Annotated in this window: 11 protein-coding genes; 6 read left to right on the forward strand and 5 right to left on the reverse strand. The window is 50.8% G+C overall.

What is annotated here, in order from left to right; genetic code table 11:
* Positions 1 to 132 precede the first annotated feature (132 nt).
* Positions 133 to 2,586, reverse strand: coding sequence for a TonB-dependent receptor (locus HWI92_RS09430; protein ID WP_204663086.1), 2,454 nt, complete (start codon positions 2,584 to 2,586; stop codon positions 133 to 135).
* Between the two features lie 172 nt (positions 2,587 to 2,758).
* On the opposite strand from HWI92_RS09430, the gene HWI92_RS09435 reads away from it, so the two are divergent.
* Positions 2,759 to 4,117, forward strand: a complete 1,359-nt coding sequence (locus tag HWI92_RS09435; protein ID WP_204663088.1) for an MATE family efflux transporter — start codon at positions 2,759 to 2,761, stop codon at positions 4,115 to 4,117.
* Between the two features lie 80 nt (positions 4,118 to 4,197).
* A complete protein-coding gene (locus HWI92_RS09440) occupies positions 4,198 to 5,823 on the forward strand; it encodes an NADP-dependent glyceraldehyde-3-phosphate dehydrogenase (RefSeq protein ID WP_204663090.1) in 1,626 nt (541 codons plus the stop codon).
* A 50-nt stretch (positions 5,824 to 5,873) separates the two neighbouring features.
* On the opposite strand, the gene HWI92_RS09445 is transcribed toward HWI92_RS09440, so the two are convergent.
* A complete protein-coding gene (locus tag HWI92_RS09445) occupies positions 5,874 to 6,557 on the reverse strand; it encodes an HAD family hydrolase (protein ID WP_204663092.1) in 684 nt (227 codons plus the stop codon).
* Between the two features lie 6 nt (positions 6,558 to 6,563).
* Positions 6,564 to 8,108, reverse strand: a complete 1,545-nt coding sequence (locus HWI92_RS09450; RefSeq protein WP_204663094.1) for a PAS domain-containing sensor histidine kinase — start codon at positions 8,106 to 8,108, stop codon at positions 6,564 to 6,566.
* A gap of 223 nt (positions 8,109 to 8,331) precedes the next feature.
* Here HWI92_RS09450 and HWI92_RS09455 point away from each other — a divergent pair, with 223 nt between their 5' ends.
* Positions 8,332 to 11,010, forward strand: coding sequence for a PAS domain-containing hybrid sensor histidine kinase/response regulator (locus tag HWI92_RS09455; protein ID WP_204663096.1), 2,679 nt, complete (start codon positions 8,332 to 8,334; stop codon positions 11,008 to 11,010).
* On the opposite strand, the gene HWI92_RS09460 is transcribed toward HWI92_RS09455, so the two are convergent.
* Positions 10,994 to 11,398, reverse strand: a complete 405-nt coding sequence (locus HWI92_RS09460; RefSeq protein ID WP_204663098.1) for a hypothetical protein — start codon at positions 11,396 to 11,398, stop codon at positions 10,994 to 10,996. The two genes, HWI92_RS09455 and HWI92_RS09460, sit on opposite strands and share 17 nt — an antisense overlap.
* Before the next feature lie 153 nt (positions 11,399 to 11,551).
* Here HWI92_RS09460 and HWI92_RS09465 point away from each other — a divergent pair, with 153 nt between their 5' ends.
* The 3 genes from HWI92_RS09465 to HWI92_RS09475 are packed head-to-tail and all read left to right on the forward strand — an operon-like array spanning position 11,552 to position 13,900.
* Positions 11,552 to 11,944, forward strand: coding sequence for a cupin domain-containing protein (locus HWI92_RS09465; RefSeq protein ID WP_204663100.1), 393 nt, complete (start codon positions 11,552 to 11,554; stop codon positions 11,942 to 11,944).
* 3 nt (positions 11,945 to 11,947) lie between these two features.
* On the forward strand, positions 11,948 to 13,576 hold the full coding sequence (locus HWI92_RS09470; RefSeq protein ID WP_204663102.1) for an alpha-amylase family glycosyl hydrolase: 1,629 nt from the start codon (positions 11,948 to 11,950) through the stop codon (positions 13,574 to 13,576).
* A 60-nt stretch (positions 13,577 to 13,636) separates the two neighbouring features.
* On the forward strand, positions 13,637 to 13,900 hold the full coding sequence (locus HWI92_RS09475; protein ID WP_204663104.1) for a hypothetical protein: 264 nt from the start codon (positions 13,637 to 13,639) through the stop codon (positions 13,898 to 13,900).
* Positions 13,901 to 14,168: 268 nt separating this feature from the next.
* Here HWI92_RS09475 and HWI92_RS09480 read toward each other — a convergent pair whose 3' ends face one another.
* A complete protein-coding gene (locus tag HWI92_RS09480; protein WP_229249240.1) occupies positions 14,169 to 14,717 on the reverse strand; it encodes a Crp/Fnr family transcriptional regulator in 549 nt (182 codons plus the stop codon).
* Between the last annotated feature and the right edge of the window lie 45 nt (positions 14,718 to 14,762).

Here is a 14,762-nt window from a genome sequence, read left to right on the forward strand (position 1 = left end):
ACGTAAGTGTGAACATATAAAACATTGCAAAACCCATTTACGTTCTGCCGACTTAACGAAGGTTTGAATCAAAAACGATCCCTAAATCCTATACAAGGTAGGAATTTGCACCGGTAAATAAAATTCCTGTGGTCAGAATTCGCCTTCCAGACCCTCCTTGGGCTTCTTTTTGGCCTGATGCAACCGATAATTTAATGTAAGATTAATCTGACGCAGCCTACCCTGAGAATTATTGAGCGCATAGAAGTTACTGCCCTCGGTGATCGATCTGTAGCGCCTTGAATTGAACACGTCCACGATCGTGAGGGTAAGTGTTGCATTGTTCCTGAGAATATCCCGGGTCGCAGCCAGGTCCAGTGTGGCCAGGGCCTTCCGCCTGCCCTGCGGTGTCTGCTGTGGCGCTTCGTAGTTGCCGCGCAGCTGCAGATCGGTGCTTTTCCATACGGTAAATCTTGAAATCGCTCTTACGAACCAGCTATATGTGTCACTCCTGAACGCTTCGTCAAGCCCCGTACCGTCCGTGATCGCCCTGAAGAAGTTGAAGCTCCCGTCGGCCTTCCACCATGGAAACGGATTGAAGGAGCTTGTAAATTCCACCCCGTAGGCATCCTCCGTACCCAGGTTTTCAGGCCGGGTATACGAGCTTCCGTCTTCCTGCACGCGCCGGATGCTCGTGATCTTTCCGTTGGTGTGACGGTAGTAGAGGGACGAGGTCAGTGAGCCCTTGGCCAGGTACTTGATGTGCCCCAGTTCAAATGCATGCGTAAACTCAGGGTTCAGGTCGGGATTGCCACTCCAGTAGTTCCGGTTGTCGGAATAAGTGGCAAACGGGCTTAAATCGTTGTACTGGGGCCTTCGCACCCGCCGGCTGTAACTCAGCTGGAAAGCATTCTGACGCGCAAGATCATACGTCACGTGGACGCTCGGAAACAGGTTCGCATAGTTCCGCTTGTTCACTTCACGCGTTTGTTTCAGCTCGGTAGTTACGCCCGTCCACTCCGCCCGGAGCCCGCCCTGGTAGGAGAACTTGCCCGTTTTATTTCCGACAATGCCATAGAGTGCATTGATGTTTTCCTCGTACAGAAAATCATTTGTCAGGTTGGGCAGGGCTACCCAGCCGTCTTCGGTCTGCTGGGTCACGGCATAATCATTGGTCATATCGCGGGAAGAGCTGCGCGCACCCGCCTCCATTTTTCCATCCTTTCCAAACGGATGCACATAGTCTGCCTGAAACAAAAGCTGCTTTTCGGTTTCATAATTCACGGCTCTTTGCAGCAGGAACGGGATACCTGAGGGACTTCCATCGGGTTTGTACACATTTTCCCGGTAATACTGGTCGGAATTCTCCCAGTTATCCAGGTAGCGCACATCCGCAGTAAATTCCCGCCCTTTTCTGTCAAATGTTTTTTTATAGGTCAATGCATACTCCGAGTTCGGCTCTGTTTCGGTTTCGTCCTGGGTACGGTTGGTAATGCTTACCAGATTGGAGGTAGTTGAAACATAGTCGCGGTAGTTGAGATTTGAAAAACGTTTCCCCTTGCTTGTGCGCCATGTGTAGGCACCGGTAAGGATGTTTTTCGGGTTAAAATAATAATCAATTCCACCACGGGCACTGTTGTTCATTCCTTTCAGATTGGATGTCATGTTTCGCTCCATGATAAAGGTCGAATCGTTGCGGTACAGCTCCTGGTACACGTAATTACGCCCCGGCGTGTTGCGGTACGACAGGGTGTAGTTGATAAAGAAATTAAGGTTTTTGCGGCGGTAATTGACATTTGCAGCCGCACCATAGTTTACAGGATGTCCCGCTATAATGTCGAAAGAGCCGTTAAATCCTTCTTTTCTTTCTTTTTTCAAAACAATATTGATCACGCCGCCCATACCCTCCGCCTCGTACCGGGCCGATGGATTGGTGATGACCTCGATCCGCTCGATCGCACTGCCCTGCAGTTGCTGTAATCCACTCGCGCCTTTGATGCTCACGAGTCCCGACGGTTTGCCGTCGATCAGGATGCGAACGTTGCCGCTGCCACGCAGGCTGACATTCCCTTCCACGTCCACGGCTACCGAGGGCACATTGGTCAGGATATCCACCGCCGTACCGCCTGCATTGGCCAGGTCTTTTCCTACATTGAAAATCTTTTTGTCGAGCGAGAGCTCCATACTACTTTTTTCGGCCTGTACAGTCACCTCGTCCAGCGTCCTTGCCGAAGGCATTACCCGGATCGTACCCAGGTCGTGCGGGCTGCTGCCGGCGGTAAGCTGTATGCCGGAAGTTACCTGTGCCTTGTACCCGATAAACTCAGACAGTGCATAGTAGCGTCCGGAGGGCATTTCCACCATAAACTTTCCCGCCTCGTCGGTAACGGATCCCGACACGAAGGAGCTGTCGGCGATCTTGAACAGGCGGATGCTCGCAAAGCTCAGCGCAGCACCGCTCTGACCATCGACAATCCTGCCTGTAACTTTCAGTTTGGCCTGTCCGTAGCTTGCCTGAGCCGCCAGCACGAGGGCAATGATGTATGTAAAGCGGCGTAATGTGCCGGTAATTTTCGGGTGATTTGAAAAGGTATCAGAGGACTTCATTCGTGAGCGGTACACTTTTTCGATGCAGACGTTTGGATCAATTTGCTTTTAAAAACCCTGCATCTACGCATTATACTCACAGTAAAAGCACCCTGAAAGATTTACACGGGCGATCTGCATCTGCCAAAGTTGGCTAACTTTGCATCCCTTTTGTCCGTCCTAACAGGTAACCATGAAATCAGAAGCATCACAAACTTTAAAACTCGCATTCCCCATTATCATCGGTGAGCTCGCCCAGATGGCCCTTCACCTGATCGACAGCGCCATGGTTGGCGCGATCAGCTACAAACAACTGGCGGCCGCAGCCCTGGTGATCAATGCCATGAATATTCCTTTTGTGATCGGCATCGGCATGACGATCTCGGTTTCCCAAATGGTGTCACTGGCCAACGGCCGGCAGGACGAGCGGCAGGTGTCCCATTACTTTTATAATGGCTTTCTGCTTTGTACCCTCACGGCGGTGATCATCTCGCTTATTTTGGTATTTGGTAAAAACATCCTGTACCACCTCGGTCAGGACCCCGAGGTAGTTACCCTGGCCATCCCTTTCATGCAGCTGATGGGGCTTTCGATCATCCCTATGCTTCTTTTCATGACCTTGAAACAGTTTGCAGATGGTCTCGAATATACCCGTACTGCCATGATCCTGTCACTTTCCGGCATGCCCGTGAACATCCTGCTCAACTGGCTGCTCATCTACGGAAACTGGGGCTTCCCTCGGCTCGAACTCGCAGGTGCAGGCTGGGCGACGCTCATTACCCGCTCCCTGATTTTCATAGCGCTGGGTATCATCATCCTCAAACATCACACGTTCCGGAAATACATTGCCGTGCGTAAAGAAGAATGGTACCTCAAAGGCCAGACCTGGCGTGAGCTCCTGCACATCGGCGTACCCAGCAGCCTGCAGATCGGCATGGAGGCCGGCGCATTTGCAGTATCGGGCATCATTATCGGTACGCTTGGCGCGGTGTCGCAGGCTGCGCACCAGATCGCCCTCAGCTGCGCGTCGTTCACCTTCATGGTTTCGATGGGACTGGCACAGGCGGGCTCCATCCGTGTGAGTAATGCATTCGGCCGCGATGACTGGTTCAAAATTACAGCCATCGGGAAAAGTACGATGATCACCGCATTGATTTACGGCACTTTCTGCGCCATTTCCTTTGCATTGTTCAGACAGGTACTCCCCAAGGCATTCAACGACAACACGCAGGTTGTGGAGCTGGCGGCATTGCTGCTCCTTTTTGCGGCTGTGTTCCAGATTTCGGATAGTACCCAGGCGATCGGGGCCGGGTTGCTGAGGGGGATCAAGGATGTCAAAACCCCTACCGTGCTCATTGGCATTGCCTACTGGGTGATTGCCATTCCACTTGGTTATGTACTCGCATTTCCGTTCGGGATGGGTGCTGCCGGCATGTGGCTCGGGCTGATTATGGGGCTTACCGTGGCCTCTGTGTTCCTGATCACGCGATTTTTCAAGATGACAAAAAGAAACAATTTGACGGTCTCTGAAAAACTAAACGTATACCGGTAGTTGTTTCAAAAGGGTAATCTGAGGAATAAACGTCATTTATCAGGTGCAGTTTTACTTTCCAATTTATCCCTGAACAAGCAATGGACTTTAACGCCACGTTAAACAGCATTTTTGTTGAAGAAAAAGACATTCCCGACGAGTACCGGCTTCCCACACAAATCCACCAGCGCGAGTACCTCAGCAATGGCGTGATGAAAACATGGGACGGGCCGGTGCACGAGGTATTTTCACCGGTTTGTGTGCGTACGCCCGACGGTCTGCAGCGCGTGCTGATCGGCAGCTATCCCGTATGTACTGCAGCCGAAGCCGGCGAGTCGCTGGATGCGGCCGTTGCCGCGTATAACAATGGCCGTGGCGAGTGGCCGACGATGAGCGTGGCTGAGCGCATTCAGCGGGTAGAAAAATTTACCGGCATGATGATCGAGGAAAAAGAGGTCATTGTGAAGCTGATCATGTGGGAAATCGGGAAGTCGTATGCAGATTCTGCTAAGGAATTTGACCGAACCGTAGAGTACATCTATGCTACCATCGACTCCCTCAAAAACCTTGACCGCGATTCGTCCCGGTTCGAGATCGTGGAAGGGATTGCAGCCCAGGTACGCCGGTCACCCCTGGGCGTGGTACTTTGCATGGGCCCTTTCAACTACCCGCTCAATGAAACATTTACGACACTCATCCCGGCATTGATCATGGGTAATACCATTTTGTTCAAACCGCCGAAATTTGGCACGCTGTTGCACTATCCCCTTCAGGCTGCCTTCCGCGACTGCTTTCCTGCGGGTGTTGTCAATGTGATCTACGGTCGCGGAAACGCGATTGTTCCCGGCCTCATGCAATCGGGCAAAATCAACGTACTGACGCTTATCGGGTCCAGCAAGGTAGCCAACGAGCTCAAAAAGTCCCATCCCAAGGTCAACCGCCTGCGGGCCGTACTTGGCCTGGATGCAAAAAATGCCGCCATCGTCACGCCGCATGCAGACCTGTCGCTGGCAGTAAAGGAAATCATCACGGGTTCCCTCTCCTTCAACGGTCAGCGTTGTACTGCGCTGAAAATCGTTTGGGTACACCGGAGCATTGCGGATGATTTTCTTAAACTTCTGAACGAAGGCATTGCAGCATTGAAGTTTGGTATGCCCTGGGAAAAAGGTGTTGCCCTCACGCCCCTGCCTGAAACCAACAAGATCGACTACCTGAACGAATGCATTGCCGATGCCCGCGGCTTTGGCGCAGACGTTGTGAATGTTAACGGGGGTATGTCCGAGGGATCGTTCTTTTATCCGGCGGTTGTCTATCCCGTCAGTAAACAGATGAAGCTGTATGATGAGGAGCAGTTCGGGCCCATCGTGCCGGTAGTACCCTTTGACGACCTGGAAGAAACGATTGAGTACCTGATTGAGTCGACCCACGGGCAGCAGGTAAGTATTTTCAGTAATAATGCGGAAGAAGTCGCATCGCTCATTGACCCACTGGTAAACCAGGTAAGCCGCGTTAATATCAACAGCCAGTGCCAGCGCGGACCCGATGTCTTTCCGTTTACGGGCCGGAAGGACAGCGCCGAAGGAACACTTTCCGTACCGGATGCGATCCGGGCTTTCTCAATCCGCTCGCTGGTTGCATTCAAAATGAACGATGCCAACAAACAGCTGATCAACGAGATCGTCCATGACGATACGTCCAATTTCCTGAGTACGAAATTTATATTCTGATTAGAAAATGCCCGCCGGGTCCGGCGGGCATTTTTTGTATAAAAGAAAACCTACAGGTGGGAAAGTATCTCATTAATCCTCGCGATACTCCTGAACCGGTCATGCTCCACATGATGATCCACTTTCTCATGCTCCCAGGTAATGTGATAAGGCACATGCACCGCGTGACCGCCTATTGCGAGTACGGGCAAAACATCCGATTTGAGTGAATTCCCGATCATAATAAACTCGTCAGGCGCTATATCCAGGTGACGGATCAGTTTCAGGTAGTCCGACTCCCTTTTATCTGACATGATTTCGATATGATGGAAAAAATGTTCCAGGCCGGACTTTTTCAGTTTTCGCTCCTGATCGAGCAAATCACCTTTCGTCGCAACCACAAGGCGGTACCTGCCTTTGAGTGACGCAAGTACATCTTCAACACCGTCGAGCAGCTCAATCGGCTTGGCGAGCATTTCTTTTCCAAGTTCCAGCGCCTTTTCAATCACCGTCACATTCAGGGTATGCTCCGTCACTTTCAGCGCGGTCTCTACCATACACAGCATAAAAGCCTTTACTCCATAGCCATAGAGGGGCAGATTCTGCATTTCGGTCCGGAAAAGCTCCTGCGACACGGAATGGTGCGGAAGGTAGTCTTCCAGGAGCTCGCAAAACCTCCGCTCGGTTTCCTGGAAATAGGGCTCATTGACCCACAGCGTATCGTCCGCATCGAAAGCAATTACTTTAATTGCCATAAAACTTTAAACAGGTTGATTTTTAAAAGGTAAATATACACTGAAAGTAGCGCCCGCACCCGGTACTCCCCTTGCCCGGATAAAACCTTCGTGGTTGGCCGCAATTTTCTTGCAAATGGCCAGCCCAAGCCCGGTTCCCTCATACTCACCCCGCCCGTGCAGCCTTTGAAAAAGCTCAAAAATGCGGTCTTCATAATGCTGCTCAAACCCGATCCCATTGTCTTCCACCGAAATCCTGTGGTACCGGACCTGACCGGGCTCCTCCACTTCGTCCCAGTGCACACGGATGAAAGGCGGCTCGCCGGCCTTGCTGTATTTCAAACTGTTGCTGATCAGATTCTGCATCAGCTGGGCAAACTGCACCGGAATGACCGGGATTTCGGGTAGCGAATCAATTTCAATTATGGCCTTCTTTTCTTCAATCTGACCTTCCAGCATACTCTTTACATCTTCCAGTACCTGGTTCAGATCGGTCATCTTAAAGTCCATGGCCGAGGTGTTGGTCCGGGAATAGTTCAGCAATGCTTCGATCAGGTTCTGCATGCGTGTGGCCGCTGAAATAATGCGCGAGAAGTAATCGCGGGTAAGGTTCGAAAACTGATGCTGCTCCTTTTCCAGGATGCGGCTGCTGAATGCGCGTATCTTCCGCAATGGTTCCTGCAAGTCGTGGGAAGCCACATAGCTGAAAGACGCAAGTTCCTCATTATTGGTCTTTAATTCCTTGTTTTTCCGGTTGAGTGCCTCGTTCAGTTGCACATCGTTGGTCACATCCTGCAGCGCACCAATCATGATATGGTGGGCATCTTCCCGGATAAAATTTCCGCTCAGCCTGATAAACCGGATGGTGCCGGTTTTGGTAATAACCCTGAATGTATTCTTGGTAAATCCCTTGGACTCATACGCCCTGAACCCGTCCCGAATCGCCTGGTGCCTGTCGTCGGGGTGGACAAATGACAAAAACCGTTCGAAGGACGCCGTAAAATCTCCCGGCTCATGTCCCACGAGCCTGAAAAGATTATCGGAGCATTCGAGCTCGTTGGTATCGAGGTTCCAGGCAAAGCTGCCTATGTGCGCATTCTCTTCGGAGTGGTTGAAAAGTGAATTCTGAATTTTCAGGCGTCTGTTCAATTCCTGAAGTTTACGTTCCGTTTCGATTGCGCCTGTTACATCACGCGAGGTGACCGTGACACCATCGTTCAGCTTTTCTACTGTGGCTTCGTACCAGTACTCCTGTCCGTTGCGAATGTTGCTGACCCTGAATGAATCCGCCTGCTTCGTTTCCACGCATTGTACCAGCCGCTGGAAAATTCCGTTTTCAAAAATTTCGGGATTCGTTTCCCGACACGTCCTGCCGATCAGGTTTTCAACACAGGGCATTCCCCGGAGGATCACGTCGAGGTTTGTATAAGTAATGCGGAAGTCCTCGATCACTCCGCTGCCCGTCCGGATGGCCTCGTAGGATGCGATGTAGTTGCTGGTTGTATTCAGGATGGATTGCAGGAACGCTTCCGACTGTTTCAGCTGCACAATCCTGCCACTTTCATTGTCCATATCATGCATATGTATGTCATCCCGAAAGTACGGGCCGTGGTTTGATTTCATCCGACAGCTTGTGGTAATACTATGGCCAAATTACTGGTCAGTTTTTACAAATTCAAGACAGCTGTGCTTCCGCATTGCACTGACGAATACCAATATTGGCAGCTAAGCAGCAGATATGAAAGAATTGAGGAAAACTTTTATATTTAACCAAAATAATTCTACCCGTTGACAAATGAAATCGAAGTTTACCTATGAGGCGCTTGAAATGGTCATCAATGGGATCCATGCGGGTGTTTGGGACTGGGATTTTGTAACTGACAAACAAGTCTGGTCTGACCAGTTTTACCAATTACTTCAATACGAACCTGAGGATATAGTACCTGGTTATCAGTCATTTCTGAAAAATCTGGTACACCCCAGCGACATTGCTGCGGTAGAAGCTTCCATCGCGAATACGCTGGCTACTCAGGAGCCCTATCAGGCGAAGGTTCGGCTTAAAACAAAGCATGCGGGCTACCGGTATTTTTTCTGCACGGGTACCCCCAAATTTGAAGGAGGCAAACCCTCACATTTGGTGGGTGCGATCATCGATATTCACGAAAGAATCGCCCTCGAAGAAAAGCTGATCAAGAACGAAAACCTGCTGAAAGAAGCAGGAAGCCTGGCCAAGGTTGGTGCCTGGGAGCTGGATGTGCAGACGAAGGAAGTAACATGGTCGAGTGAGATTTATGACATTCATGAACTGGACGAAAGTACCGAGCCCGACCTTTTGAATGCGCTCAGCTACTACAAGCCCTGGTCGCGCCCGATCATGGAGGAAGCGATTCAGCAGGCATTTGAGGAAGGAAAACCCTGGGACCTGAAACTCTGGATGGAAACCGCCAAGGGGCGCGACAAGTGGGTCAGGACGATCGGTAAGGTCACTTTCGAACTCGGCAAGCCTGTCAAACTGTATGGTGTTTTGCAGGACCTGACGGAGAGTAAAACAGCTGAGGAAAAGCTTAGCGTAATTTTTCAATACTCCACCGATGCCCAGCTGCTGCTGGACGAGACGGGGATCATCGACTGCAACCAGGCAGCGGTAAAAATGCTGCGCTGCAAGGATAAAATTGAAATACTCTCGTCGCATCCGGCCCGCTTTTCACCGGAGTACCAGCCCGATGGCCGGCGCTCCGTTGAAAAAGCAATTGAAATGGACCGGATTGCCTATGCAGATGGCTACAACCGGTTTGAATGGATCCATAAACGCTCCGGCGGCGAGGAGTTTCCGGTAGAAGTTACGCTGAACCCGGTTCATGTGAATAATAAAAGGGTACTGCTGGTTGTATGGCACGACATCAGCGACCGGAAGGCTGCGGAAGCGCAGATCAGGCGGAGTGAAGCCATGCTCGCTGAATCACAGGAACTTACCCATAGCGGCAGCTGGGAATCGGACCTGGTGACGGGCGAAAATCACTGGTCCAATGAAACATTCAGGATCTTTGGGCTGCAACCGCGCAGGACCGGGCCGGATACCGCGGAGTTTTCCAATATGATTCACCCGGACGATCGTGAAACCTATCAATTGCACATCCGGAATGCCATTACCCAGCAGATACCAGCCAATTTTGACCTGCGCATTGTATTGCCGGATGGTCAGGTGAAGTTTATCCATGCGATCGGGAAGCCGATTACGGATGCTTCGGGCAGGGTGGTAAAACTGTACGGGGCGATTATGGACATTAATGAGCAGAAGAAAGCGGAGCAGGAACTGATCAAAGCCAAAGAACAGGCTGAGATGGCGGCCGTAGCCAAGTCGCAGTTTCTCTCGACCATGAGCCACGAAATCCGCACACCGATGAACGCGGTGATCGGGTTCACCCACTTGCTATTGCAGCAAAACCCTGCTCCTGAGCAGGAAAAGTACCTTAACTACCTGAAATATTCGGCCGAAAACCTCCTCATCCTGATCAACGATATCCTGGATTTCAGCAAGATCGAAGCGGGAAAAATTGAACTGGAAGAAGTGGAGTTCAACGTCAGGACGCTGCTTGAAAACATACGCTCGGGAAGTAACCAGAATGCTGAGGATAAGGGCATTGATATCCAGCTGGTGATTGATGACGCACTGGATGTGACGCTCATCGGGGATCCGGTACGTCTCGGTCAGATCATGACGAACCTGGTCAGTAATGCGGTGAAATTTACAGAAAAAGGCAGGATTGTCGTGTCGGCCATGCAGACTGCAAGAACATCCACGCACCTGACGATTGACTTTAAGGTAAGTGATACCGGCATAGGCATACCACCCGAGAAAGTGGCTAACATTTTTGACAGCTTTACACAGGCCAGCTCCGATACCACCCGCAAATACGGCGGCTCCGGTCTGGGCCTCGCCATTACCAAAAAGCTGCTCGAATTACAGAACAGTACCATCAGCGTTCGGAGTGAGCAAGGCAGCGGGTCAACCTTCTTTTTTACACTTACTTTCCCGGTAAGTAAAAAGCAGATGGAGCAGCAGGTCAGAAAAAACGGCACAGATACCGACCTCAGCGGTATGCGCCTGCTGATCGTGGAAGACAATGCGGTCAATATCTTCCTGATGAAAAACTTTATGAAACAATGGAGGGCCGATTATGATGTAGCCGAAAACGGGAGGATTGCTCTTGAAAAGGTACAGGAAACAGATTACGACCTCGTACTGATGGACCTGCAGATGCCCGAAATGGATGGATATGAAGCAACGGCCAAAATCAGGAGCCTGCCTGACCCCAAATACCTGCGCCTGCCGATCATCGCCCTGACGGCCTCTGCGATGCTGGATATCAAAGACACTGCGTTTGAAGTGGGGATGAACGATTACGTGAGTAAACCCTTCAACCCGGCTGATCTTTTTGCTAAAATCAGCTTCTACCTCAGGCCGGAGCAATAGGATTGTAAGGTCCCGCCTCTATCCGGCCGGTTTTTTCTATATGATAAAGAATAATCCGGCTGCACGAAGCTTTGTCGTATTTGACAGTGACTTCCTGCTTTTTCCGGATTGCATCATAGTCTGCGTAAGGCAGCACCTCGGTGGTACGTGCCACGAAATCGTCGCCGGATGCCTGCCTGACCTGCACCTGGACCTGAAACTCGGGCAGATTATTAAGGTATACCCCGGTAGGGATAATATGCAGCACACGGGCCTGGGCTGCAATGCCTTCTTTCAGGATTTTCATCTTTCTTCTGGCTGCAATAACCTGCTTAATCCAGGAAATGAAGCAGAATGCTGCCAAAATCAGGACCATGATCGTTGCGCCGATCTCTCTGTTGTTTTCCAAAGCTGTCGTGCATAAGAGTACTCGTCAAATTAAAGAAGCACTACCGTAACACGCTATATGTAAATGAGCAAACGGCTGTTGTAATTATCCTGTGGACACAAAGGCGGATGGCATGGTTTTAGACAGCGGGTTTTTTACCTAAAAACCTTGAATATGGAAATTAAATCAAACCAATCAACCGGAAACCGCCCCGGCGGCGACCGGATTCTGGATGCTTCCTATGTATTCACTGATATCCCGATGTACCTCGAACAGCTTCGCTCGGAACGCTCCTGGGAAAAGAATGACCGGAATGCCATTACTGCCTACAAGTCGGACTGCATGACGATCGTGATCTCGGTGCTGAAAGCAGGTGCAACTATGAGCGACCATTCCATAGAGGGGTGCCTTACGTTTCAGGTACTTTCGGGCGGGTTGCGCGTGGAGGCGGAAGGCCAGGTTTTTTACCCTACTCCCGGGCAGATGATGACGTTCCACGCCGGGGTGGCGCACGCCATCACGGCACAAACCGATTCAGAGATCATCATTACTACATTTAAAGGTTAGCATATGGAGCAGGTAATTGCGCAGCCTGCCGTGGCTTCCGAATACCTTTGGTGGCAGCACGGCATTATTTACCAGATTTATCCCCGGTCTTTCCAGGACGCTGACGGGGATGGTATCGGCGATCTCAAAGGAGTCATCAGCCGTCTTGATTACCTGCAATCCCTCGGGATTGATTGCGTATGGTTGTCTCCGGTGTACCCCTCTCCCATGGCCGACTTTGGGTACGACATTTCGGACTATGAGGGCATACATCCGATTTTTGGGACGATGGAGGACTTTGACGAACTGCTGACAGAGGTACATGCCCGCGGCATGAAGCTCCTGCTCGATTTGGTTCCGAACCATACTTCCGACCAGCACCCGTGGTTTCTGGAAAGCCGTTCGTCGCGCGATAATGCCAAGCGGGACTGGTACATCTGGCATGACGGTAAACCAGACGGCTCATTGCCCAATAACTGGCTGAGCGTATTTGGCGGACATGCCTGGGAATGGGATGAAAAAACCGGCCAATACTACTATCATGCATTTCTGAAAGAGCAGCCTGACCTTAACTGGCGCAATCCGGAAGTGCAGCAGGCGATGCTTGACGTGATGCGATTCTGGCTGGATAAAGGTATTGACGGATTCAGGGTGGATGTGATGTGGCACATGATCAAGGACAAGCAGCTGCGGGACAATCCTCCCGCTCCAGAATCTCCGTACAATGCCGGCGACCTGATCTATGATCATTACATACCGGTATACTCGACCGACCAGCCCGAAGTACATGATATTGTGCGGATGATGCGCAGCCTGGTCGATGAATACAATGAGCGCGTGCTGATCGGGGAAATTTACCTGCCGATCCACAAGCTGGTGACTTATTACGGTCAGGATAACAAAGGAGCACACCTGCCTTTTAATTTCCAGCTGCTTACGCTTCCCTGGGAGGCGCCGCAGATTGCAGCGGCAATCGACGAGTACGAAGGAGCGCTTCCTGAAAATGGCTGGCCCAACTGGGTACTCGGTAATCACGACAAGCCCAGGATTGCCAGCAGAGTCGGGTTGGCGCAGGCGAGGGTTGCCGCATTGATGCTGCTGACGCTGCGGGGTACCCCTACGATTTATTACGGGGAAGAAATCGGCATGCGCGACGTAGCAATTCCGATGAATGAGGTGGTGGACCCGCAGGGGCTGAATATGCCCGAGCTGAATGTAAGCCGCGATCCGGCGCGTACGCCCATGCAGTGGAGCGGGGAGATCAATGCAGGTTTCTCGGCCCATAAGCCCTGGCTGCGGCTTCCTTATAATTCGGGAAGGGTAAATGTGGAAGCCCAGCTGAAAGATCCCTATTCCATGCTTTCATTTTACAAAAAGCTGATAGGAATCAGAAAGTCGCAGCCGGCCCTGAATGTGGGAAGCTACCAGCCTGTATTTGCAGATCAGCAGCTGGTATCCTACGTCCGTGAGTATGGTAACGACCGGTTCCTCATTATTTTGAACCTCAGCCACCGGCCAGCTTATTTCAGACCCAAAGGGCGGAATTTTGAAGGAACGATCATCCTTGGCACAGAATATGAACGCACCGGCATGCAGGTAGGTGATATCATCACCGTCGGCGGAGATGAAGGCCTGCTGATCCGGCTAACATAGCAAAGAAAGTTCAACGCAGTTTTTTCTTCATCAATTTACAAACCAAACAATACCCAAAAAATGAAACAGTTCAGAACAATGATTGCATGCCTGGGCCTGGCACTAACAATAGGCCTCACCTCTTGCGGTACCAATAACGACAGCACCGAAGGAAGCGAAGGTTCGGGAAGCGCAAGTCAGACTACCCCGAATGACAGCAGCGGTGCTGAGAGTACCAAGCCGATGGGCGTGGCAGAAGACAATCAGAACGATTCGGCAGGATTTCCGCCCAACCAGTCCAACCTGAATGCCGACTCCACCCGGACAAAGCATACGAACGAGTAGAAATAAAAAAAGAAGACCGGCTAGCCGGTCTTCTTTCGTTTGTTGATGAAAATGTTGTTTCTGTTAAGAAACGGCATTTTGTGCAATGCACCAATACCTTTATAATATCTTATACCCTGTACAGCACTTATGTCTGGCTAGTGTGTTCTAATTCTGTATAAAGTTGGACAATTATCATTCCAGCCTGCATATGCCGGTATATAGTCCTTAGGTGTCGAATAATGGGGATGTTTTTCCGCCGTATAGTAGGTATGATCGCCTGATTACCCTACGTTTTATCATTACTTAACTTCCGGCGTACCTTACTCAGGAATTCAGGCGTAAATCCGAGGTACGAGGCAATGTAATGCTGCGAAACCCGCTGCGGGATCGCCGGGTAACGATTGAGAAAATCAAGGTATTTCTCTACTGCGGTAGTCGCAATGGTCCTGAAAAGCCGCTCCTGGGTTTGGGCAAGGTTCCGCTGCACCATCAGCCTGAACATGCGTTCAAAGCCGGGCACCCCGGCCAGCAGCTGCTCCTTGTTTTCAGGCGACAGCATAAGCAGTTCGCAATCTTCAAGTGTTTCAATATACATGTGGCTGGGTGTCTGCTGCTGAAAGCTCGTGATATCACTCACCCACCAGTCTTCAATGGCAAACTGCAACGTTACCTCCGCTCCGGTACTGTCGATATAATAGGTACGGATACAGCCTTTCAGGATGAATGCCTCAAACTGGCATACTTCCCCTTCCAGGAGCAGAAATGTCTTTTTAGGGCAGGTCTTGTATTGCAGGAGTGCATTAAAGAGCGCAAGGTCTTCTGACGAAAACGGCATGCACCTTTTTGCATATTCATTAATTTTTTCAAACATAAAAAAATA

This window comes from Dyadobacter sandarakinus (genome assembly GCF_016894445.1).
GTDB lineage: Bacteria > Bacteroidota > Bacteroidia > Cytophagales > Spirosomataceae > Dyadobacter > Dyadobacter sandarakinus.

Excerpts from the sequence above, each read along its gene's own strand:
- HWI92_RS09445 (WP_204663092.1), bottom strand. The coding sequence starts at position 6,557 with ATGGCAATTAAAGTAATTGCTTTCGATGCGGACGATACGCTGTGGGTC.
- HWI92_RS09455 (WP_204663096.1), top strand. The coding sequence starts at position 8,332 with ATGAAATCGAAGTTTACCTATGAGGCGCTTGAAATGGTCATCAATGGG.
- HWI92_RS09465 (WP_204663100.1), top strand. The coding sequence starts at position 11,552 with ATGGAAATTAAATCAAACCAATCAACCGGAAACCGCCCCGGCGGCGAC.
- HWI92_RS09475 (WP_204663104.1), top strand. The coding sequence starts at position 13,637 with ATGAAACAGTTCAGAACAATGATTGCATGCCTGGGCCTGGCACTAACA.
- HWI92_RS09440 (WP_204663090.1), top strand. The coding sequence starts at position 4,198 with ATGGACTTTAACGCCACGTTAAACAGCATTTTTGTTGAAGAAAAAGAC.
- HWI92_RS09450 (WP_204663094.1), bottom strand. The coding sequence starts at position 8,108 with ATGGACAATGAAAGTGGCAGGATTGTGCAGCTGAAACAGTCGGAAGCG.
- HWI92_RS09470 (WP_204663102.1), top strand. The coding sequence starts at position 11,948 with ATGGAGCAGGTAATTGCGCAGCCTGCCGTGGCTTCCGAATACCTTTGG.
- HWI92_RS09430 (WP_204663086.1), bottom strand. The coding sequence starts at position 2,586 with ATGAAGTCCTCTGATACCTTTTCAAATCACCCGAAAATTACCGGCACA.
- HWI92_RS09480 (WP_229249240.1), bottom strand. The coding sequence starts at position 14,717 with ATGCCGTTTTCGTCAGAAGACCTTGCGCTCTTTAATGCACTCCTGCAA.
- HWI92_RS09435 (WP_204663088.1), top strand. The coding sequence starts at position 2,759 with ATGAAATCAGAAGCATCACAAACTTTAAAACTCGCATTCCCCATTATC.